General features: G+C 62.8%; 20 protein-coding genes and 1 tRNA gene. 5 read left to right on the top strand and 16 right to left on the bottom strand.

The features are described from left to right. Window positions 1–10: 10 nt before the first annotated feature. The 7 genes from HMPREF3173_RS05650 to HMPREF3173_RS05620 all read right to left on the bottom strand — a co-directional run bounded on the left by HMPREF3173_RS05650 (window position 11) and on the right by HMPREF3173_RS05620 (window position 4,706). Window positions 11–86 (bottom strand) — tRNA-Gly (locus HMPREF3173_RS05650). A 64-nt stretch (window positions 87–150) separates the two neighbouring features. Then, a complete protein-coding gene (pgsA, locus tag HMPREF3173_RS05645) occupies window positions 151–711 on the bottom strand; it encodes a CDP-diacylglycerol--glycerol-3-phosphate 3-phosphatidyltransferase (protein WP_043209203.1) in 561 nt (186 codons plus the stop codon). A 33-nt stretch (window positions 712–744) separates the two neighbouring features. Next, complete coding sequence (uvrC, locus tag HMPREF3173_RS05640; protein ID WP_070571852.1) at window positions 745–2,568, bottom strand: excinuclease ABC subunit UvrC; 1,824 nt, start codon at window positions 2,566–2,568, stop codon at window positions 745–747. A 6-nt stretch (window positions 2,569–2,574) separates the two neighbouring features. Further along, window positions 2,575–3,213: a response regulator transcription factor GacA gene (gene uvrY / locus HMPREF3173_RS05635; protein WP_043209199.1), complete on the bottom strand. Its 639-nt coding sequence runs from the start codon at window positions 3,211–3,213 to the stop codon at window positions 2,575–2,577. Window positions 3,214–3,321: 108 nt separating this feature from the next. Next, on the bottom strand, window positions 3,322–3,711 hold the full coding sequence (locus tag HMPREF3173_RS05630) for a helix-turn-helix domain-containing protein (RefSeq protein WP_043209197.1): 390 nt from the start codon (window positions 3,709–3,711) through the stop codon (window positions 3,322–3,324). Between the two features lie 145 nt (window positions 3,712–3,856). After that, window positions 3,857–4,297 (bottom strand): GNAT family N-acetyltransferase, encoded by a 441-nt coding sequence (locus HMPREF3173_RS05625; RefSeq protein WP_070571851.1) that lies wholly within the window; start codon window positions 4,295–4,297, stop codon window positions 3,857–3,859. A gap of 22 nt (window positions 4,298–4,319) precedes the next feature. Continuing rightward, window positions 4,320–4,706 carry a DUF488 domain-containing protein gene (locus tag HMPREF3173_RS05620; protein ID WP_070571850.1) on the bottom strand — a complete coding sequence of 129 codons (387 nt, stop codon included), beginning with the start codon at window positions 4,704–4,706 and terminating at the stop codon, window positions 4,320–4,322. 129 nt (window positions 4,707–4,835) lie between these two features. On the opposite strand from HMPREF3173_RS05620, the gene HMPREF3173_RS05615 reads away from it, so the two are divergent. After that, entirely contained in the window at window positions 4,836–6,452 is a 1,617-nt protein-coding gene (locus HMPREF3173_RS05615) for an inorganic phosphate transporter (RefSeq protein ID WP_070571849.1), read from the top strand. A 39-nt stretch (window positions 6,453–6,491) separates the two neighbouring features. Here the strand turns inward: HMPREF3173_RS05615 and HMPREF3173_RS05610 are convergent, their stop codons facing one another. The 5 genes from HMPREF3173_RS05610 to HMPREF3173_RS05590 all read right to left on the bottom strand — a co-directional run bounded on the left by HMPREF3173_RS05610 (window position 6,492) and on the right by HMPREF3173_RS05590 (window position 10,882). After that, window positions 6,492–7,187, bottom strand: a complete 696-nt coding sequence (locus tag HMPREF3173_RS05610) for a glutathione S-transferase N-terminal domain-containing protein (RefSeq protein ID WP_070571848.1) — start codon at window positions 7,185–7,187, stop codon at window positions 6,492–6,494. Between the two features lie 212 nt (window positions 7,188–7,399). Then, window positions 7,400–8,173, bottom strand: coding sequence for an OmpA family protein (locus HMPREF3173_RS05605; protein WP_070571847.1), 774 nt, complete (start codon window positions 8,171–8,173; stop codon window positions 7,400–7,402). Between the two features lie 10 nt (window positions 8,174–8,183). After that, window positions 8,184–8,579, bottom strand: coding sequence for a DUF4398 domain-containing protein (locus tag HMPREF3173_RS05600; RefSeq protein WP_070571846.1), 396 nt, complete (start codon window positions 8,577–8,579; stop codon window positions 8,184–8,186). A 311-nt stretch (window positions 8,580–8,890) separates the two neighbouring features. Continuing rightward, window positions 8,891–9,388 (bottom strand): PaaI family thioesterase, encoded by a 498-nt coding sequence (locus tag HMPREF3173_RS05595; protein ID WP_043209182.1) that lies wholly within the window; start codon window positions 9,386–9,388, stop codon window positions 8,891–8,893. Window positions 9,389–9,490: 102 nt separating this feature from the next. Further along, window positions 9,491–10,882: an amino acid permease gene (locus tag HMPREF3173_RS05590; RefSeq protein ID WP_070571845.1), complete on the bottom strand. Its 1,392-nt coding sequence runs from the start codon at window positions 10,880–10,882 to the stop codon at window positions 9,491–9,493. 350 nt (window positions 10,883–11,232) lie between these two features. Here HMPREF3173_RS05590 and gcvA point away from each other — a divergent pair, with 350 nt between their 5' ends. Continuing rightward, window positions 11,233–12,129: a transcriptional regulator GcvA gene (gcvA, locus tag HMPREF3173_RS05585; RefSeq protein ID WP_070571844.1), complete on the top strand. Its 897-nt coding sequence runs from the start codon at window positions 11,233–11,235 to the stop codon at window positions 12,127–12,129. 162 nt (window positions 12,130–12,291) lie between these two features. Next, a complete protein-coding gene (locus tag HMPREF3173_RS05580) occupies window positions 12,292–13,542 on the top strand; it encodes a 2-aminoadipate transaminase (protein ID WP_070571843.1) in 1,251 nt (416 codons plus the stop codon). Window positions 13,543–13,546: 4 nt separating this feature from the next. On the opposite strand, the gene HMPREF3173_RS05575 is transcribed toward HMPREF3173_RS05580, so the two are convergent. Further along, entirely contained in the window at window positions 13,547–13,846 is a 300-nt protein-coding gene (locus HMPREF3173_RS05575; RefSeq protein WP_043209175.1) for a hypothetical protein, read from the bottom strand. A 202-nt stretch (window positions 13,847–14,048) separates the two neighbouring features. Here HMPREF3173_RS05575 and HMPREF3173_RS05570 point away from each other — a divergent pair, with 202 nt between their 5' ends. Continuing rightward, entirely contained in the window at window positions 14,049–14,477 is a 429-nt protein-coding gene (locus HMPREF3173_RS05570) for a hypothetical protein (RefSeq protein ID WP_070571842.1), read from the top strand. Between the two features lie 22 nt (window positions 14,478–14,499). Here the strand turns inward: HMPREF3173_RS05570 and dsdA are convergent, their stop codons facing one another. Beyond that, complete coding sequence (gene dsdA, locus HMPREF3173_RS05565; RefSeq protein WP_070571841.1) at window positions 14,500–15,861, bottom strand: D-serine ammonia-lyase; 1,362 nt, start codon at window positions 15,859–15,861, stop codon at window positions 14,500–14,502. Between the two features lie 149 nt (window positions 15,862–16,010). On the opposite strand from dsdA, the gene fusA reads away from it, so the two are divergent. After that, complete coding sequence (gene fusA / locus HMPREF3173_RS05560) at window positions 16,011–18,122, top strand: elongation factor G (RefSeq protein WP_070571840.1); 2,112 nt, start codon at window positions 16,011–16,013, stop codon at window positions 18,120–18,122. 75 nt (window positions 18,123–18,197) lie between these two features. Here the strand turns inward: fusA and HMPREF3173_RS05555 are convergent, their stop codons facing one another. Together HMPREF3173_RS05555 and HMPREF3173_RS05550 are read right to left on the bottom strand one after the other, a co-directional pair. After that, a complete protein-coding gene (locus HMPREF3173_RS05555; RefSeq protein WP_043209167.1) occupies window positions 18,198–19,640 on the bottom strand; it encodes a SulP family inorganic anion transporter in 1,443 nt (480 codons plus the stop codon). Window positions 19,641–19,740: 100 nt separating this feature from the next. Further along, complete coding sequence (locus HMPREF3173_RS05550; protein WP_070571839.1) at window positions 19,741–21,468, bottom strand: S8/S53 family peptidase; 1,728 nt, start codon at window positions 21,466–21,468, stop codon at window positions 19,741–19,743. Window positions 21,469–21,547: the final 79 nt, after the last annotated feature.

The following is a 21,547-nucleotide window of genomic DNA, read 5'->3' as shown; positions in this document are numbered from 1 at the left end:
ACGCTGAATTTGGAGCGGGAAACGAGACTCGAACTCGCGACCCCGACCTTGGCAAGGTCGTGCTCTACCAACTGAGCTATTCCCGCGTCGTGATGGGTGCCATTGTAGCGATCTGCAAAACAACGTCAACCCTTTGATTCAAAAAAACTTTTACTTCTGCTCCGAGCCTTCGCGCAGGTGTGGCCAGGCAGCGACCAGGTAGTGGACCATCGACAGCAGCGTCAGGCCAGCGGCGACCAGCAGCAAGGCGTAGCCGAGCACCACCCAGAAGGTCAACACCGGTGGATTGGCCAGCAGAATGACCAGCGCCAGCATCTGCGCGGCGGTTTTCCACTTGCCGAGGTTGGACACGGCCACATGCGCCCTCGCCCCCAGTTCCGCCATCCATTCACGCAGCGCCGAAACCACGATCTCGCGACCGATGATCACCGCAGCCGGCAACGTCAGCCAGAAATTGGCATGCACCTGCACCAGCAACACCAAGGCGACCGCAACCATCAGCTTGTCCGCCACCGGGTCCAGGAAGGCACCGAATGGCGTGCTCTGCTGCAGGCGACGGGCCAGGTAGCCGTCCAGCCAGTCAGTGGCGGCGGCAATGGCGAACACCGTGCTGGCGGCAATGTAGCTCCAGTGATAGGGCACATAGAACAGCAGGATGAAGATCGGGATGAGCAGGACGCGTAGAACGGTGAGCAGGTTTGGAATATTCATCGGTACGACTGGCTGCGGGTTGAGGGTGGCATTCTACTCGCTATGCAGGCTGGCATAAATCGACTCGGCAAGCTTTTTACTGATACCTGGGGCCTTGGCGATTTCATCGATGCTGGCGCGGTTGAGCTCCTGCAGGCCGCCGAAATGTTTCAGCAGGTCACGACGGCGCTTGGGCCCGACCCCGGCCACGTCCTCCAGGCTCGAGGTGCGCCGGGCCTTGCCGCGCCGGGCACGGTGGCCGGTGATGGCAAAACGGTGGGCTTCGTCGCGGATCTGTTGGATCAGGTGCAAGGCCGGTGAATCCCCCTTGAGGGTGAACTCGTGGGCCACGTCGTTGAGGTACAAGGTTTCGAAACCAGCCTTGCGGGTCACACCCTTGGCCACGCCGAGCAAGGTCAGGTCGGTCAGGGCAAGTTCCTGCATGACCTCGCGGGCCATGTTCAACTGTCCCTTGCCGCCGTCCACCAGGAGCACGTCGGGCAGCTTGCCCTCGCCGTCCTTGATGCGACCGAAGCGGCGCGTCAGGGCCTGGTGCATGGCGGCGTAGTCGTCGCCGGCGGTCACGCCTTCGATGTTGAAACGTCGATAGTCGGACTTGAGCGGCCCTTCCGGGCCGAACACCACGCAACTGGCCACGGTGGCTTCACCGCTGGAATGGCTGATGTCGTAGCATTCCAGGCGCTGGGGCACTTCATCGAGGCCCAGCACCTGGGCCAGGGCCTCGAAACGCGCGGCCATATGCTGGCGGTTGGCCAGGCGGGCATTGAGGGCCTGTTCGGCATTGGTGACCGCCAACTGCTGCCAGCGTGCCCGCGTGCCACGCACTCTATGGCTGATGGCCAGTTCCCGGCCACGCAGGGTCTGCACCGCCTCGCTGATGGCGGCAAAGTCTTCGTGGGTCACGTTGACGATCAATTCGCCCGGCAGTTCGCGCTCGGCATTGCCCAGGTAGTACTGGGACAAGAACGCGGCCATGACCTCGGCCACCTCCTCCTCGATGCCCACCTGGGGAAAGAAGTTCTTGCTGCCCAGTACCCGCCCGCCCCGCACGCTGATCAGGTGCACGCAGGCGCCACCCGGGTTGACGAAGGCAGCCACGACGTCGACATCCCCCGAGCCACCTTCCATGTACTGTTGGTCCTGCACTCGGCGCAGCAAGGCGATCTGGTCGCGCAACTCTGCCGCCTTCTCGAAGTTCAGGGCCATGGCGGCCTTTTCCATCTCGGCATTGAGTTCATTGCCCAATTGCTGGCTGCGGCCTTCGAGGAACATCATCGAATGGCGCACATCCTCAGCGTACTCCTCTGGCGTCACCAGGCCGACGCACGGGCCTTTGCAGCGCTTGATCTGGTATTGCAGGCATGGCCGGGTGCGGTTGGCGTAATAGCTGTCCTCACACTGGCGCACCGAGAAGGCTTTTTGCAGCAGGCTCAGGCTCTCGCGAATGGCGCCAGCGCTAGGGTACGGACCGAAGTAACGCCCCTTGGCCTTCTTGGCGCCACGATGAATGCCCAGCCGTGGGAATTCACCGTCGGAAAGAAAGACATAGGGGTAGGATTTGTCGTCGCGCAGCAGGATGTTATAGGGCGGACGCCATTCTTTGATCAGCGTCTGCTCCAGCAGCAACGCCTCGGTCTCGTTGGCGGTGATGGTGGTCTCGACCTGTGCGATGCGCCCCACCAGGGCTGCCGTCTTGGGCGCAAGACCCGTCTTGCGAAAATAACTGGCCAGGCGTTTCTTGAGGTTCTTGGCTTTGCCCACGTAGAGCAGCCGCGCCTCGGCGTCGAACATTCGGTAGACGCCTGGGCGACCGCTGCAGGTCGCCAGGAATGCGCTGGCATCGAAGATTTGAGACATGGGGCCTTACAGACTTGCGTCAACCATACCGTGGCGAACGGCCAGCAAGGTCAGTTCGACGTCGCTGGTGACCGAGAGTTTTTCGAAGATCCGATAACGGTAAGTATTGACGGTCTTGGGCGACAGGCACAACTTGTCGGAGATGATCTGCACTTTCTGGCAGCCCACGATCATCAACGCGATCTGGATCTCCCGCTCCGACAAGGCATCGAACGGCGAGCCCTGGGGCTGGAATGACTTGAGCGCCAGCTGCTGGGCGATCTGCGGGCTGATGTAGCGCTGGCCGGCAAAGGCCAGGCGGATAGCCTGGACCATTTCGTCCAGCCCTGCCCCCTTGGTCAGGTAACCGGCCGCCCCGGCCTGCATCAGGCGCGTGGGGAACGGGTCGTCCTCACACACGGTGACCGCGACCACTTTGATGTCCGGATGGCTGCGCAACAACTTGCGGGTCGCCTCCAGGCCGCCGATGCCTGGCATTTTCACATCCATCAGGACGACGTCCGGCTTAAGCTCCCGGGCCAGCTTCAGTGCCGACTCGCCGGAATCCGCCTCCCCCACCACCTGCAGGCCATCGATATCGGCCAACATGCGCGTGATGCCGGTACGCACCAGATCGTGATCATCGACCACCAAGACCCTAATCAAACAGACACCTCGTCAATGGGGCGATTGGATCCCGCCACCTTAACAAAATTTTTCACTGCTGACCTAGTGACCTGGTTGGCTATTTCGCCTCCTTGCGCGCAGCGGTCACTAGGTCAATGCATCATCGAAAATCACAGACCGGCCCGATGTGCGTACCTGGCCACCATCGCGCTCGCCCGCCTCTCCAGCCAGACGCTGCAACAGGTGGCGCAAGGCGACCTGATCGGCCTCAGGCAGTCGGCGGAAAAGCGCCAGCACGCGGTCTTCATCGACGGTCAGGCTGTCCAGTGGGGCTGGGGTATGCGCACCACTGAGCACATAGAGCGCGTCAACGCCGCGCTTGGCCAGTGCGGCCAGATAATCGACCCGCGGCGTGCGCTCACCACTTTCATACTTGCCCTGGGCATTGGGCTCGACACCGCCAATGTCGCCGAACACCCGCTGGGTGAGGCCAAGGCGCTCACGCTCTTCCCGCAGCCGCGGACCAATTCCACTCATTCGACTCCCTTCCCTTGCTGTCCATGAATCCCACGGAAATGGTGACCTTCAAGCGAGTGGCCATCACCCCGGATGGCACTATGCCAAGTGGGATCCAATCCTGGCAAGCCATCATTGCGCCATTGGTCACGATCCGTCTCGACAGTCAGCTTTTCGGCGCGACCCTGCGTTGCATACGCACGAAACAGTCGTCCTCGCCCATCTCGACGAAACCATGTCGCCGATAGAGCTGACGCGCAGGATTGCTCTTGAACACCATCAATCTGAGCAAGGGCAGCCCCCGTTGCCCTGCCCACTGGGCTAAGGTCTCCAATACCCAAGCGCCGACACCACGCCCCCTGTGCTCCGGGAGCAGGTGCAACTCGCGGATGAACAGGGCCTGACGATCCTGGCTGAGACTGCAAAAACCCAGCACGTGCCCCTCCTGCGTCACCAGCCACTGTTCGCGCCAACCCCAGGCTTCATCGAAGGCCTCCTCGATCCACAGCAGGTCGAACTCCCGGTAGTAAGGCAGCATGGCGCGCCGGGTCAGATCGCGGGCGAAGGTGCGGTAGGCGTCGGTGGCGGGGGTCAGTTCGAAGGGCATTTGGAGCGCTCTTCCAGTCAATCTACGGGGCATAGCACACCGGTGAACTACCCGGTCCACGGCGCTCCAGTTCATCCTCCAGCCACCCGGCCAGCACCAAGGCGTTATTGTGCTTGGTGTCCTTGCCGGCATAGAGCAAGGTCAAGGTGCCATTGGCCGCTAGATCCAGCAGGGGGTACCAATGCTCGGGATGGGCCGCGAGCTCCTGCTGGTAGCGCTGGGTGAAACCGGCGAAATCAACCTCGCCATGATGAAACGCCTTACGCAACTCATCGGAGGGTGCGACCTCTCGCAACCATCGGCCGTGAAGGTCGTCCTTGCGTTTGTTGCGTGGCCACAGGCGGTCGACCAGCACCCGCTGACCGTCCTCGGCCTCCATTAGATCGTAGACACGTTTGCAACGGATCACGACGTTCTCCTACGCCAGGCTTTCCCATCAGCCTAGGGCCTTCATTGACCAAGGTCACGTGCAGACTCTGAATTGCCTTCTATGCTTTGCCCGCCTGGCATCTTTGCCCGACGCCACCCGGAGCCCTCCATGGCAACCTCGTCACTGGCCAACCAGACCGACCTGGCCCACTGCGACGCCCGCCCGCCGTTGTCGCACAGACCCGGCCGCGGCACCCTCACGCTGTTCATCGGCCTGCTGCTGGCCGCTGTGGCTTACACCGCCTGGAGCCTGAAACAGGATGTCAGCGCCAGCGGCACCGTCGTTACTACCTTCACTCCCTTCCTGCTGCTGGGCCTGGCGCTGCTGATCGCCCTGGGCTTCGAGTTCGTCAATGGCTTTCATGACACGGCCAATGCGGTCGCCACGGTGATCTACACCCATTCGTTGCCGGCGTCGGTAGCGGTGGTATGGTCTGGCCTGTGCAATTTCCTTGGCGTGCTGCTGTCCAGCGGTGCCGTGGCCTTCGCCATCATTGCGCTGCTGCCGGTGGAGTTGATTCTTCAGGTCGGCTCAACGGCCGGCTTTGCCATGGTGTTCGCCTTGCTGCTGGCGGCAATCATCTGGAACCTGGGCACCTGGTGGCTGGGTCTGCCAGCCTCGTCCTCACACACCTTGATCGGCTCCATCATCGGCGTCGGCGTGGCCAACGCCCTGATGCATGGCCGCGCAGGTACCAGCGGGGTGGACTGGGCCCAAGCCGGCAAGGTGGGCTATGCCCTGCTGTTTTCGCCGCTGATCGGCTTCGCCTGCGCCGCCTTGCTGTTGCTGGCAATGCGCCTGCTGACCAAGCGTCGCGAGCTGTACCAGGCACCGCAAGGGCAGACACCTCCACCATGGTGGATCCGCAGCGTGTTGATCCTGACCTGCACCGGCGTGTCGTTCGCCCATGGGTCCAATGATGGCCAGAAAGGCATGGGGCTGATCATGCTGATTCTGGTGGGCACCCTGCCAATGGCCTACGCGCTGAACAAGACCATGCCCACCGAGCAGGCACAGCAGTTCTCTGTCATCGCCCAAAGCACCCGTCAAGCGCTGGTGCGCAGTGCGCCTCAAGCAGCACCGGGCGACCCCCGTCAGGCGCTGGTCGCCTTCATTGCCGAGCCCAAGGCGAGCCAGCAGCTGGTCCCCGCCTTGGCCGCACTCAGCGGGATGATCGGCGAACAGGTCAGAGGCTATGGCTCGCTCAACCGGGTGCCGGCCGAAGCCATGGCCAACATACGCAACGACATGTACCTGGCGAGCGAAACCATCCGCCTCATCGACAAGCAACAGTTGGCACGCTTCGACGCCGATACCCACCGCCAGATAATGGTGTTCAAACAGCAACTGGACGATGCCACCCGCTATATCCCGCTGTGGGTCAAGGTGGTGGTCGCCATTGCATTGGGCCTGGGCACGATGGTGGGCTGGCGACGCATCGTGGTCACGGTGGGGGAAAAGATCGGCAAGACCCACCTGAGCTATGCCCAGGGCGCCTCGGCAGAAGTGGTGGCCATGTGCACCATTGGTGCGGCGGACCTGTTCGGTCTGCCGGTGTCGACCACCCACGTGCTGTCATCCGGTGTCGCGGGGACCATGGTGGCGAACGGCTCAGGCGTCCAGCGCCGGACGCTGTTCAATCTGTTGATGGCCTGGGTGTTGACCTTGCCGGCAGCAATGTTGCTGGCCGGATGCCTGTACTGGCTGCTGTGCCAGGTATTCTGAAGGTTCAGGGCCGCGTCGCGACCCTGAACACCTGCAGACTCAGCCCGGAATCTTCAGGCCCCGCTGCACGGCAGGCCGGGCCAGGAAGGCCTCAAGCACTCGCTGCACCTGCTTGAACTCATCGAACCGCACCAGCTCCCGTGCGTTGTAGCGCTCCACCAGGTTGCGCACCCACGGGAAGATGGCGATGTCGGCGATGCTGTAGGCACCCACCATCCATTCGCGCCCGGACAGATGCCGGTCGAGCACGCCCAGCAGGCGCCGGGATTCATTGACGTAGCGGTCCCGCGGGCGCTTGTCCTCGTACTCTTTGCCCGCGAAGAAATGGAAGAACCCGACCTGGCCGAACATCGGCCCGATCCCGCCCATCTGGAACATCAGCCATTGCAGGGTCTGGTAACGGGTGGCCGGGTCCTGGCTGAGCAATTGGCCGGTCTTCTCAGCCAGGTACTGCAGGATCGCGCCGGACTCGAACAGCGGCAATGGCTCACCGTTCGGCCCGTTGGGGTCGAGGATGGCAGGAATCTTGTTGTTGGCGCTCAAGGAGATGAACTCAGGGCTCATCTGGTCATCGTTGTCGAAACTGACCTTGTGCACTTCATAGGGCAGGCCGATCTCCTCCAGCATGATCGAGACCTTGACGCCGTTGGGCGTGGCCAAGGAATACAACTGCAGGTGCTCGGGATGACGCGCCGGCCATTTGCGGGTGATGGGAAAAGCGCTGAGATCGGTCATGGGCACTTCCTGAAAACGAGGAAATGACCACTGTAGGGGTAACCTGGTGGTTTGGCCATCGGTTGTTACTGGGGATTTCGCCGCCATGCGTGGGAGTGGGTTTAGCCGCGAATACGTTGGTGAATCCACTACCGCATTCGCGGGTGAACCCGCTCCCACAAGGACCGTGCAGTGTTTCCGATGGCGCGCCCGTGGATGCGCCATCCGTCACATCAGTAGCGCGTCGGAACGCGCTCTGCACCTTTGGAAATGATCACTTCCACACGACGATTGAGCTGCCGGGAATGCGCATCGGCATTGGAGGCAACCGGGTATTGCTTACCATAACCGCCAGTGGTGATGCGGCCAGGCTCCACGCCCTGACGGCGCAGCGCCATCGCCACGGAAACGGCGCGCTGTTCGGACAGCTTCTGATTAAATGCATCGCTGCCAGTGGCATCGGTGAAGCCTTCTACCAGCACCTTGCGTTCAGGGTTGTCGTTGAGGAATGCGGCCAGCTTCTGGATATCGCGGTCGCTGCTCGGACGCAGTTGCGCTCGCCCGGTGTCGAACAGCACATCGCCGAACGTCACGACGGTGCCACGCTCGGTCTGCTGGGACTTGAGCGATTGCAACGCCTTGAGCTGGGCGGTACGCACCTGAAGGCGCGCCTCGGTACGCTGGGCCTCGATACGCTGAAGACCGGCCTCGGCCTGACGCAGCACAATGGTCTGCTCGGCCGTCTCGATCTTGCGGTTGGCCAGGTAGGCGAGCTGCTCGACCTGCATGTCCTTGCGGTCCTTGAGCGAGGCCAGCTCCGCCTTGCCAAGGGCACGGTAGGCTTCCTGGGTCTCCAGGGCGGCAAGGCGACTGGCGTCAGGCTTGCTTTGCAGGACCGAATATGCCTCGCGGGCCTCCAGCAAGCTTGGGTTTTCTGGCGTCGCGCTACAACCGGCCAACGCCAGTGCGAGCACCGAGACACAAGGCAACAGATACGATTTCGACATGGTCAGCTCCTTATTCGGCGGTCACGGCAGGCAGGGTGTCGGGTGCTTCGAGCATTTCCCGCTTTAGCACTTCGATGCCTTCGCGGGCGGCACTAAGTTGTGCCTGTGCCTTGCTCGCCTGGGCCTTTCGCTCGGCGAAGCTGGCATCGGCCTCGGCTTGTTCGGCGAGGGTGCGGACTTGAGCCATGTCCTGCTGGCCCATCGCCCGCTCCATGGCGTTGAGTTTGTCTTGGGCCGCACGCATTTCGACGGGCGCATACTGGGTCGCATCGGCGGCCACGGCACGATTGACCGCGTTACGGGTCAGCTCGATCTGTTCTGTCGGCACGACAACACTGGCGCAGCCGCCCAGAGCCAGTAACAGGCCGCCCAGAGGCATGAGATTGCGGATGGATCTGGCACGCATGAAAACAACTCCTCGGTGCAAGGCGCATGGGCACGGAGCTCCCGCCGCGATCACGCACGCGTTTGCATCAGGGGGGTAGGAAAAGTCTCGGATGCTCAGCAGAACCTCGCCTGCGTCGCAACGGCGAGAGTGGGAGCTTTATGTGGGATTAAACGAACATCCAAGACCGTCGGTTGCGAAAACCAGACCAGCCTATTCGTAACCCTGGACGAGCCGCATAGGACTCACCTGACAAGCACGTAAGGTTTTTCAACGAATTGGGGCGTTGACCACTCGGCAGACGGCTCAGGACCGTCTGCCGATAGCAGCACTCAAGACAAACCATGGGCCTTGAGCTTGAGCTTCTCGGTATCCACGCGCACGAACACCGAGTCAGCCGTCACGGTCAGAACATCGCCTGCCCAGACTTCGCAGATGACCCGGGTCTTGCGCCCGACTTCACCTTCGACACGTGCTTTGAGCACCAGCTCCACGCCCATCGGCGTGGGTTTGAGGTACGTCAGGCTGAGGGTGCCGGTGACGCAATCGATTCGCGGCAGGCTCCCCGCTTCGCGTCCTTCGGCCCGGTAGTGATAGGCCATGGCCGTCCAGTTGGAATGGCAATCCACCAGCATGGCCAGGAAGCCACCATAGACTAGCCCCGGCCAGCCGATGAAGCTGCTGTCGGGCGAGTGGCGACAGACCAGGTGAATACCATCGTCATCCCAATGGCTCTTGATGTGCAGTCCGCTGGGGTGCGAGCAGCCACAGCCGTAGCAGGTACCCTCAGGGGCCGCCAGCTCCTGCTGGGAAAGTACGTGTTCGTTCATACGCGTCCTGTGCTTGTTGGTATGCGGAGAAGACGCCACCGATGGTAGCGCCCCACCCTTCCCCCGCCAACGACGAGGCTGCGTTGGCAGCCTCGTTTTGCGCTACCGATCCGTTGCCGGGGCCAGCACCGAGATACCACGCCTGCGGGTCAGGGCAATCAGCAGGATGAAGCAGGTCACCCCCGCCGTCATCAGCGTCTCGTAGCGATACGCATCGCTGAACAGCATGTAGCCCAGCACCATGACGATCAGCCCGATCACCAGCCAGGTCAGCCAAGGGAACAACCACATCTTCAGCGCAAGCTCCGTGCCTTCGCGCTCGGCACGCGCCCGCATGCGCAACTGCGACACGGCGATCACCAAGTACACCAGCAAGGCGATGGCGCCGGTGGTCGACAACAGGAAGCCGAACACCTTGCCAGGCAACACATAGTTGACGAAGCAACCGGCGAAACCTGCCAGGGTCGACAGCACGACTGCCACGGTCGGCACGCCATTGCCGGAGATACGCTTGATCATCCGCGGCGCCTCGCCCCGTGCACCCAGCGAATAGAGCATGCGTGAAGCGGTGTAGAGACCGGAGTTCATGCAACTGGTGACTGCCACCAGTACGACTAGGTCAACCATCAGCTTGGCGCCCGGCACATTCAGGACCTCGAGCACGCGCTGGAAGGACCCCACCGCCTTCAGGCCCGGGTCGTTCCAGGCCACCAGCGACACCACCAGGAAGATCGAGGCGAGGTAGAAGATGGCAATGCGATACACCACCAGGTTGGTAGCGCGGCGAATCTTGTCTTTCGGGTTGGCGGTCTCGTCGGCCGCAATGGTGACGATCTCGGCGCCGAAGAACGAGAAAATCGTAATCAACACGCCGCCGAGCACCGTGCCAAAGCCGTTGGGCATGAAGCCGCCGCTGGCCCACAGATGGCTGACACCGGAGACCTCCGCCAGCGGCCAGACGCCCAACACGGCCATGCTGCAGATGCCGATGAACGCAAGAATGGCGATCACTTTGACCAGCGCGAACCAGTACTCGAATTCACCGAAGTTCTTCACGCTGATCAGGTTGGTGGCCGACAGCACGACCATGATCAGGAACGCGAACAACCAGGACGGCACGCCGGGGAAGTACGCATGGAGGATATCCGCGCCGGCAATCGCTTCGACCGGGATGATCAGCACCCAGAACCACCAGTACAGCCAACCGATGGTGAAACCCGCCCAGGGTCCGATGGCCTCGGCGGCATAGGTGGAGAATGAACCACTGTTGGGGTTGGCAATCGCCATTTCGCCCAGCATGCGCATCACCAGCAAGACCAGCAGGCCAGTCATGGCGTAGGAGATCAGGATCGCGGGCCCCGCGGTGGCGATGGCGTTGGAAGAGCCGATGAAAAGGCCGGCTCCGATGATGCCGGCGATGGAAATCATGGAGACCTGACGCGAGGTCAGGCCATGTTGCAGCGAGCGTTGTTTTTTTAGGTGTGGCGATGCCATGGGGAACCCTCGAATGGGTCGGCCGCCGCCAGCGGCGGCTGAAAAGGGAGCAGAAGGCAAAAATCGTTGCTTTCGTGTTCTTGTTGTTTTCGATCAGATCAGGCGCAGGCCCTTATCGATGCCGTGCAGTTGGACGCTGGTATTTGCCGATGGCAAATAAAATTTCAGCCGCGCCGAGACGTTCGAACGCGTCGACAGTCATTGTTCTTCTCCTGTTTCAACAGCGGGTTGTCATCGTTGATACAGGTCAGTATTAATCTAATAAGACGAGGTCAACAAACGACCTTTTCGAAGCACATGATTCCATTGCGGAATGAAATCCTTCCAAATTCACGGGGTACTCACCGCTCATGTCAAAACGCCTGATGCCTTCTTCCACCGCCCTGCAGTGCTTCGAAGCGGCCGCTCGTCATCTGAGCTTCACGCGGGCGGCGCAGGAACTGCACCTGACCCAGAGCGCCGTGAGCAAGCAAGTGGCGCAACTGGAGGACATGCTGGCGCACCCGCTGTTCCAGCGCATCCGCAGGCGCCTGCAACTGACACCGGCCGGCGCGCTGTACCTGACCGAAGTGAACAAGATCCTCACCCAGATCGACATCTCTAGCCGCTACATCCTGAGCTACGGCGATGAAACCGAGGTGCTGCGCATCGCCACCCAGCCGACGTTCGGAGCCCGCTGGCTGGTGCCCAGGCTCAAGGGTTTCGGCGATCGTCACCCACGTATCCACCTGGACATCCGTAACGAGCTGGAACCTTTCGACCTGGTCCAGTCCAGGGCGGACATCGCCTTTTTCTTCGGGCAGGGCACCTGGCCTGGCGCGACGTGCATCGAACTGTTCAGCGAGGCGGTGGTGCCGGTGTGTGCGCCGTCGCTACGGGCCCAACACCGCTTCGACAGCGCCCAAGCATTGACCCAGCATCGCCTGTTGCAATGCGCTTCGCGGCCCGAGGCCTGGCACGAGTGGTTCCTGGGCCTTGGGCTGCACAGCGAAAACAGCTATCACGGCCCACGTTTCGACACGTTCTACCTGTGCATCCGCGCCGCCATCGCAGGTTGCGGCATCGCCCTGATCCCGCGATACCTGGTCGCCGAGGAGCTGGCCGAAGGCAAGCTGGTGGTGGCCTGGGATCATCCGGTACCCAGCAATGGCAAGCACTTCATCGCCCACGCCGAGCATGCGGCGGAGGTACCGAAGGTGCGAGCGTTCGTGCAGTGGATCCTGGAGCGAGTGGCACAGGGCGACTGAAGTTTAGTGTGGGCGCTGGCGACAGGCCGCGAAGGGCTGCACAGGAAGCTCGCCCATGAAAAACAAGAATTTTTGGAATGACCGCAATCGAATAATTCGTTTGCGAAACGACACTTCGCCGCGCTTGGATAATAAGAAAATCAAACCAAGGTTTGCGTGCACATGAATCAGGAAAGTATCAGCCAGTCCATTGCAATTGTTCATCCGATTACACTTTCCCATGGCCGCAATGCCGAAGTCTGGGACACCGACGGCACACGTTACATCGACTTTGTCGGCGGTATCGGCGTTCTGAACCTGGGCCATTGCAACCCGGCTGTGGTCCAGGCCATCCAGACCCAGGCCACACGCCTGACCCACTATGCATTCAATGCTGCCCCCCATGGCCCCTACCTGGCGCTGATGGAGCGTTTGCAGCACTTCGTACCGGTGAGCTACCCCCTGGCAGGGATGCTCACCAACAGCGGCGCCGAGGCTGCGGAGAACGCGCTGAAAGTCGCCCGTGGCGCCACCGGCAAGCGCGCCATCGTGGCCTTCGACGGTGGTTTCCATGGTCGCACCCTGGCCACCCTCAACCTCAACGGCAAGGTCGCGCCGTACAAGCAACGCGTGGGTGAATTGCCCGGGCCGGTGTACCACCTGCCCTACCCCAGCGCCGACACCGGCGTCACCTGTGAGCAGGCGCTCAAAGCCATGGACAGGCTGTTCAGCGTGGAACTGGCGGTAGAAGACGTCGCAGCGTTCATCTTCGAGCCCGTGCAAGGCGAAGGCGGCTTCCTGGCCCTGGACCCGACCTTTGCCCAGGCACTGCGCCGCTTCTGCGACGAGCACGGCATCCTGATCATCATCGACGAGATCCAGTCTGGCTTCGGCCGCACCGGTCAGCGCTTCGCCTTCCCTCGCCTGGGCATCGAGCCTGACCTGCTGCTGTTGGCCAAGAGCATCGCCGGTGGCATGCCACTGGGCGCGGTGGTCGGCCGCAAGGCGGTCATGGACTCTCTACCCAAGGGCGGCTTGGGTGGCACCTATTCGGGCAACCCGATCGCGTGCGCGGCGGCTTTGGCCAGCCTGGAGCAGATGACCGACGAGAATCTCGCGACCTGGGGAGAGCGCCAGGAGCAGGCCATCGTAGGTCGCTACCAGCGCTGGAAGGCCACCGGGCTGACGTCGGCGCTAGGTCGCCTGACCGGCACCGGAGCGATGCGCGGGCTGGAGCTGGTCAATGCCGACGGCAGCCCCGCGCCAGCCCAACTGGCCAAGGTACTCGAATCGGCCCGCGCCAAAGGCCTGCTGTTGATGCCAAGCGGCAAGGCGCGGCACATCATTCGCCTGCTGGCACCGCTGACGATCGAGCCGCAGGTCCTCGAAGAAGGCCTGGATATCCTCGAACAGTGCCTCGCCGCGCTGGGCTGAGGCGTTAGAGGCCCAACTCTTCGGGGGTGAGCATGTCGGACTCGAAGGCGATCCAGCCGCCTTCGAGTTCGGCGTGGCCGTTGACGATCGGGCCGTAGTAGGTCAGGCCGTTCTCCAGCGTCACGCAGATGTGCGTGGCAGACTTTTCCGGCGCGGCCAGGGTGCCGACGAAGTGCACCTTCTTCAGCGTTTCGGTGACCGCTTCCAGGCCCACGCGCATATTGGGGTTTTCCATGGCTTCGGCATCACCCCCACGGTCTTCGGCGCTGACGGTCACGGTGGCGATGTAGGGGTACTTGCTCAATCGGGTTGCCTCATAGGAAAGGGACGGCGCATCGGGCGCCAAGGGTGCGTAGGTTACGGCAGGCGATGCGCGCGCGCGAGTACCGCGCGCGCATTTGCCCGGGCAAACGGCTCGTTCACAGGCATCCGCCCGTCCCGAGACCGCAGCCCTGAAATCTGTTAGGGTGCCCGCCGATGCACGCCCCACCACACGAGGATCCCGAGTGAGCGCCGAAGAACCCCTGATCGCCGACCTGTTCGAAGTCGACAAACGCCTGAGTCTCAAGCCCGTCGTGGACTTCAACGCCTACCTGCGCAATGCCTTCGGCGAAGGCGCCTGCCGCTGCCACCGCTGCCTGGAACGGGGCGGCGACGAAAGTGGCTACAGCCACCAGCACACCTTCGCACTCGAAGGCCGTACCGTGCACCGGCGCTTCGCCAACACCGCGGGGAGCGATGTCCTGCTGGTGCTGAAGAAGGCCTGGCTGTCCTACACCAAGAACGATCTGCCACTGACTGGCGCGCTGGACCTGGCCACCGTCAAGACGTTCACCGAAACCGCCCTGCACGAGCGTCTGCTGGCCCTGCTGCCGGCCAGCGGCCTGGCCCGCGAAACCGACGGCCAGTGGCACTTGCAAGCCCTGGCCGACTGACCCGGGCGCTTGGCCGCCGGGCTTAGCGCCCCTGGCGGCCATGCACGATGGCACGGCCTTTTTCCAGGTAAGCGTCCATCTCCTCACGCGGCACCATGCTGCCGCCTGTCGCCCAGACCAGGTGGGTGGCATTGGCCATGCGCCGCTCATCCAGGCCCAGACGCTGACGATAGCCTTGGTTTTCCTGCAACACCCGGCCCATGCCCGGCACGCCCGCCAGCGCCGAAGGCTCCAATGCCAGCCCTTCTAGCTTCTCCACCAGCGCCAGCAAGCGGAACAGTTCGGCATCGCTGACGGTGTAGTAACCGTCGATCAGGCGCTGCATGGCACGCCCGACAAACCCTGAAGGCCTGCCGACCGCGAGTCCGTCGGCGGCGGTGTGGTTGTCCAGACCGAAGTCATAGACCGACACCTGCTCATGCAAACCGGTGTACACCCCCAACAGCATGCACGGCGAGTGGCTGGGCTCGGCGAACAGGCAGTGCACCGCATCGCCGAACGCCTGCTTCAAGCCAAAGGCCACGCCCCCTGGACCACCGCCCACGCCACAGGGCAAATAGACGAACAGCGGATGCTCGGCATCGACGACGATGCCCGCCGCCTGCAACTGCCCGCGCAAGCGTTCGGCCGCCACGGCATAGCCCAGGAACAGGTCGGTGGAATTTTCGTCATCGACGAAGTGGCATTTGGGATCGGCATCGGCTTCGCGCCGCCCCTGCTCGACCGCGACGCCGTAATCGGCGTCGTATTCGCGCACCTCGACACCACAGGCCCGCAAGCGATCCTTCTTCCATTGACGGGCATCGGCCGACATGTGGACCGTCGTGCGCAACCCCAGGCGCGCCCCCATGACGCCGATGGACAACCCCAGGTTGCCGGTCGAGCCGACGGCGATGCTGTACTGGCTGAAGAAGGCCCGTGCCGCCTCGCTGTCGAGCGTTGCGTAATCATCTCCAGGCTTGAGCAGGCCGCCGGCCAGGGCCAGACCCTCGGCGTGCTTGAGCACTTCATAGATACCGCCACGGGCCTTGATCGAGCCTGAGATTGGCAGCAGGTTGTCTGCCTTGAGCCAAAGCGTGCCGAGCGGCGCGAGGTCGAGCTCATCGCACAAGGCAGCCTGCAGGCCGGGCAAAGGCAACAGTGGCGATTCGATCAACCCACCGGCGGCTTGGGTCTGCGGGAAGGCCGAGGCGATGAACGGTGCAAACCGCGTCAACCGTGCGCTGGCCTCGGCGATATCGCCTGCCCCCAGCGGTACATCGCCCAACGCCTGGGCACTCGGTGCGACACCAGGATTAAACCAAGTGACCGGGGCGTGGCGCACCAGGTCAGCGATCAACGGGTGCTGCTGGCACCAGGTCTGCAGCGATACTTCGAGGGCCATGGGCGACTCCAGGCAGATCATTAGGCAGGGCCTGGATTAGGCGGCACATCAGCCCCCCTTGGCAACCGTCGGATACTTGGCGTGGGCCCCATCAGCAGCGCCATCGTCTGCTACCTTGGGAGAACCCGCTCACCCACAGGTGAATGACCATGGCCCGCACGACTCCCATCGAGCTGTACCGCAACATCGGCATCGTCGCCCACGTCGACGCCGGCAAGACCACCACCACCGAACGCATCCTGTTCTACACCGGGGTCAACCATAAAATGGGCGAAGTTCATGACGGCGCCGCCACCATGGACTGGATGGCCCAGGAGCAGGAGCGCGGCATCACCATCACCTCGGCGGCGACCACGGCATTCTGGCAGGGCTCGACCAAGCAGTTTGCCGACAAGTACCGTTTCAACATCATCGACACCCCCGGCCACGTCGATTTCACCATCGAGGTGGAGCGCTCGCTGCGCGTGCTCGACGGCGCGGTGGTGGTGTTCAGTGGCGCCGACGGCGTCGAGCCGCAGTCCGAGACAGTCTGGCGCCAGGCCAACAAGTACCATGTGCCGCGCCTGGCCTACATCAACAAGATGGACCGCCAGGGCGCGGATTTCCTGCGGGTGGTCAAGCAGATCGATCAGCGCCTGGGCCACCACCCGGTACCGATCCAGCTGGCCATCGGCAGCGAGGAGCACTTTGCCGGGCAGATCGACCTGGTGAAGATGAAAGCCATCTACTGGAACGACGCCGACCAGGGCACCAGCTATCGCGAAGAGGAGATTCCCGCCGAGCTGCGCGCGCTGGCCGATGAATGGCGCGCGCACATGGTCGAAGCCGCCGCCGAAGCCAATGACGAGCTGACCATGAAGTTTCTCGAGGGTGAAGCGCTGAGCGTTGACGAGATCAAGGCCGGGCTGCGCCAACGCACCTTGGCCAACGAGATCGTGCCGACCATCCTCGGCTCGTCCTTCAAGAACAAAGGCGTGCCTCTGATGCTCGATGCCGTGATCGACTACCTGCCCGCCCCCAGCGAGATTCCTTCGATCAAGGGCATCGACCCAGATGACGAGGAAAAGCACCTGGAGCGCCACGCCGACGACAACGAACCGTTCTCGGCCTTGGCCTTCAAGATCGCCACCGATCCGTTCGTGGGCACCTTGACGTTCGCCCGCGTCTATTCTGGCGTGCTCAGTTCCGGCGACGCCGTGCTCAACTCGGTCAAGGGCAAGAAGGAACGGGTCGGACGCATGGTGCAGATGCACGCCAACCAGCGCGCCGAGATCAAGAACGTCTGCGCCGGCGACATCGCCGCACTGATCGGCATGAAGGATGTCACCACCGGCGACACCCTGTGCGACATGAACAAACCGATCATCCTCGAGCGCATGGATTTCCCCGACCCGGTGATTTCCGTGGCCGTTGAGCCCAAGACCAAAGCCGACCAGGAAAAAATGGGCATCGCCCTGGGCAAGCTGGCCCAGGAGGACCCCTCGTTCCGGGTCAAGACCGACGAGGAGACCGGCCAGACGATCATCTCAGGCATGGGTGAGCTGCACCTGGACATCATCGTCGATCGCATGCGCCGCGAGTTCAACGTCGAGGCTAATATCGGCAAGCCGCAGGTGGCCTATCGCGAGAAGATCCGCAACACCTGCGAAATCGAGGGGCGCTTCATCCGCCAGTCCGGCGGACGCGGCCAGTATGGCCATTGCTGGATCCGTTTTGCACCGGGCGACGATGGCAAGGAAGGCCTGGAATTCATCAACGAGATCGTCGGCGGCGTGGTGCCACGCGAGTACATTCCCGCCATCCAGAAAGGCATCGAGGAGCAGATGCAAAATGGCGTGCTGGCCGGTTACCCGCTGATCAGCCTCAAGGCCGCGGTGTACGACGGCTCGTACCACGACGTGGACTCCAACGAGATGGCCTACAAGATTGCCGCGTCCATGGCTACCAAGCAACTGGCCCAGAAAGGCGGTGCCGTGCTGCTGGAGCCGGTGATGAAGGTCGAGGTGGTCACGCCCGAGGAATACCTGGGCGACATCATGGGCGATCTGAGCCGTCGGCGCGGCATGATCCAGGGCTCGGAGGACAGCCCCGCCGGCAAGGTGATCCGTGCCGAAGTGCCATTGGGCGAGATGTTTGGCTATTCCACCGACATGCGTTCGATGACCCAGGGCCGGGCCAGCTACTCGATGGAGTTCACCAAGTATGCAGAGGCGCCGGCAAGCATCGCCGACAGCATCGTCAAGAAGAGCAAAGGGGAGTAATCCGCTGTAGCGGCAAGTGACCAGACACCTTCGCGGGTTCACCCGCGAAGGGGCCGATGCGGGCAAAAGCCCTGCTCAATGCTGCTCCCCTGCCCGCTTGAGCAGCTTCTTGCAACGCTCCGACAGGTGCACCACGCGCAGGTGCTTGCCAGCCTTGGCATAGCGTTCGCGCAGGGTCTTCAACGCCGCGATCGCCGAGTAGTCGACAAAGCTCAGGTGCTTGCAGTCCAGGGTAACGCTGGCTGGATCCTGCGCCGGGTCGAACTGATCGAGAAACGGCGTGGTCGAGGCGAAGAACAGCGTGCCGTGCACTTGATAGACCTTGCCGCCCGCCTCGTCCAGATGGCTGTCGGCATAGAGTTCGCGGGCGTGCTGCCAGGCAAAGTTGATCGCGGCGATGACGATGCCGAACAGCACGGCAGTCGCAAGGTCAGTCAATACCGTCACCACCGTCACTGCGATGATTGCCAGCACGTCGCTGACCGGCACCTTGCGCAACACTCGAAGCGATGCCCAGGCGAAGGTCTGCTGGGCGACCACGAACATCACGCCAACCAACGCCGCCAGCGGGATACGCTCGATCAGCGGCGAGAGGAACAACACGAACAGCAGGATCATCCCGCCCGCGACCACGCCCGACAGCCGGCCGCGGCCATTGGAGCTGAGGTTGATCACGGTCTGGCCGATCATCGCGCAGCCACCCATGCCGCCACACAGCCCCGAGACCATGTTGGCCGCCCCGAGCGCCACGCATTCGCGATCGGGGTAGCCACGGCTTTCGGTGATCTCATCGGTGAGGTTCAAGGTCAACAGGGTTTCCAGCAGGCCGACCATTGCCATCAACACTGCGTAGGGCGCGATGATCTTCAACGTCTCAAGATTCCACGGCACCTCTGGCAGGGCCAGTCGTGGCAGACCGCCAGCGATGTGCGCCATGTCGCCCAACGTGCGGGTCGGCAAACCAAGCAGATAGACCAGCAGACCGACGCCAAGAATCGCGACCAGCGCCGGAGGCACGGCGCGGGTCAGGCGCGGCAGCACGTAGACCACCAGCATGGTCAGTGCCACCAGGCCGACCATCAGGTACAGCGGTGAGCCGCTGAGCCAGTGCTCGCCGTCCTTGAAGTGCTCCAACTGGGCCAGGGCAATTACGATCGCCAGGCCATTGACGAACCCGAGCATCACCGGATACGGCACCAGGCGCACCAGTTTGCCCAGGCGCAGTACGCCAAACAGGATCATCACACCCCCACCGAGTAGCACCGTGGCCAATAGATACTGGGCACCGTGCTGCACCACCAGGGCGACGATCACCACTGCCATGGAGCCTGCGGCACCGGAGATCATCCCGGGGCGCCCACCGAACAGCGCGGTCAGGGTACAGATGATGAAGGCACCGTACAGGCCCATGAGGGGGTTGAGGTGGGCCACCAGGGCGAAGGCAATACATTCAGGCACCAGGGCGAAAGACGTGGTCAGGCCAGCGAGCACGTCGGCGCGAAGTCGGGCGGGTTTCATGGGGATCCTGTGTCGTGTCCGGATGCAGAAGCGACCGGGATGAAAAATCGAGGGGCGCGATGTTACGAGATTTGTCCGATAGCGACCACCGATCGGCAGCTCAGCGCACGCGCTCGCGACTCTGTACCGCCAGGTCCAGTGCCCGCAGCATGTCCAGACGCGCCGAACGCCCCAAATCCGGATGCTGCAACTGGCCATCGCGTTCGGAAGGCAGGATCGGCGCGGTCAGGTCTTCGGCGTCCATGGCTTCGAAATCCTGCTGCGGGCCCAAGGTCAGCGCACTGCGGCGCAGCAGCATGCGCACCTGGTCGGGGGTCAGCTGCGGGTTGATCGATAGCATGGCAGCCACTGTGGCAGTGACCAGCGGAGTCGCATAGGAGGTACCGCAATGGACCCGGCCTTGCGGCGCAGGACGGATGCAGGCAGCAGCACTGATGTCCACACGCATGTCGACATTGGAGCTGCGCCGCTTGGTCACGTGGGTCGGGCTTTCGAGCGCAACGGCTTGGTCGCTGCGCTGGTGGCCGCCGACCACCAGCAACTGATCGGTGATGAATGACGACGGAAGGCGATACTCATCCCTGCCAGACCAGGAAGCACCGTTACCTGCCGAATTGACCACTACCACATCCGGATGCGCCTTGCGCAACCACAGGAAGAATTCCTCTAGCACTTCTTCATAACCGCTCATGGCGAGCCCCGAGCGTACCAGCGAGTCCACCTCATCGCCCCGCACGTCCCTGGCCCCGACGCGGTGGATGCCCCAGCTCCAATTCAGCACCCTCACGCCATCCTCGACCAGGTTCACCGAGGCGGCGATGTTGGCGGTGATTCCAGCATCGGCATTGCGCTCGACGATCACCTCGAAGCCCGGCCCGGCCTTGCCCAGCCCAGTGAGAAAGCCGCCTGGCGCGCCCTCGCCGCCTCGTCCGGCGAGAATCCCGGTGACCTGCGTGCCATGGCTTTGCGCCTGGTCGCCATCCCGGGCGTACACACAGGTTTCGCCCGCACCGCAAGCGCCGCGGTAGGCCATGAATGCCGGAGCATCGAAGTCCACCGCCCGCTCGATCACGCCGATCCGCAATGGCTTTACGGGCACCTTTGAGGCCGGCATACGGCGCTGGTAGTAATACAAGGCGTCCATGAAGCGATTGGCAGCCCATTCTTGGGCCTGGTCGATGGGCGGCTTGGCGACTTGCACAGCGCCTTCCTCGCCGCGTTCGGGCGCGGACTCCTCGACGATCACTGCATCCACACTGGTTTCGCTGCCGATACGCAGGATCATCGCGTCCCGCTGCACCAGGTCATGGACCGGCAAGCGCAACTGATAGACGTTGAGCGGTGCAATCGCGCCGACGACCTGGGCGCCATATTTGTCGGCGATGCGCTGCGCTTGGCGCAGACCGTCGTGATGTTCCTCGATCAATACACTGACCAGGTTCAGGTAGGTGGTCAGGCCATCCATGTTCTTCGCCACTTCGTCGGGCCCTGCGGCCAGCACATGGCTGCGCTGGCGCGTGAGCCAAACCGGATTGCTCCTCTGGCCGCGGGCTTCGAGCCACAACGGGGCGCTGCGCTGGCGGGGCAGATCGAGGGTCAATGTGAGCGTGTCGCCCTGACGCACCACGTGCGCTTCGGACAACGGCTGGTCACCGAGCCACACCGCAGGCTTGCCCTGCTCCAGCCCCTGGACCCGCAGACACCATCGTTGCGGACCGTCGCCCAGCAGGTCGCCACAACGTTGCAGTTGCTGGATGCGCAAGGGTTGCTGTGCGACCACGGCCGCGCTCAAGGGCAGACAGATCAACAAGACGAGCAAACGCAGCATCAGGACAATCCTTTGGGCTTCTTGTGCTGCGACTGCCAGGCCCTGTCAAAGGTTCAGGCAGCCTGCTGCGGGGCCTTCG

The organism is Pseudomonas sp. HMSC08G10 (genome assembly GCF_001808425.1).
Taxonomy (GTDB): Bacteria; Pseudomonadota; Gammaproteobacteria; order Pseudomonadales; family Pseudomonadaceae; genus Aquipseudomonas; species Aquipseudomonas guariconensis.
Note: the sequence above shows the minus strand (reverse complement) of the source record. Positions and strands in the feature narration are given on the sequence as shown.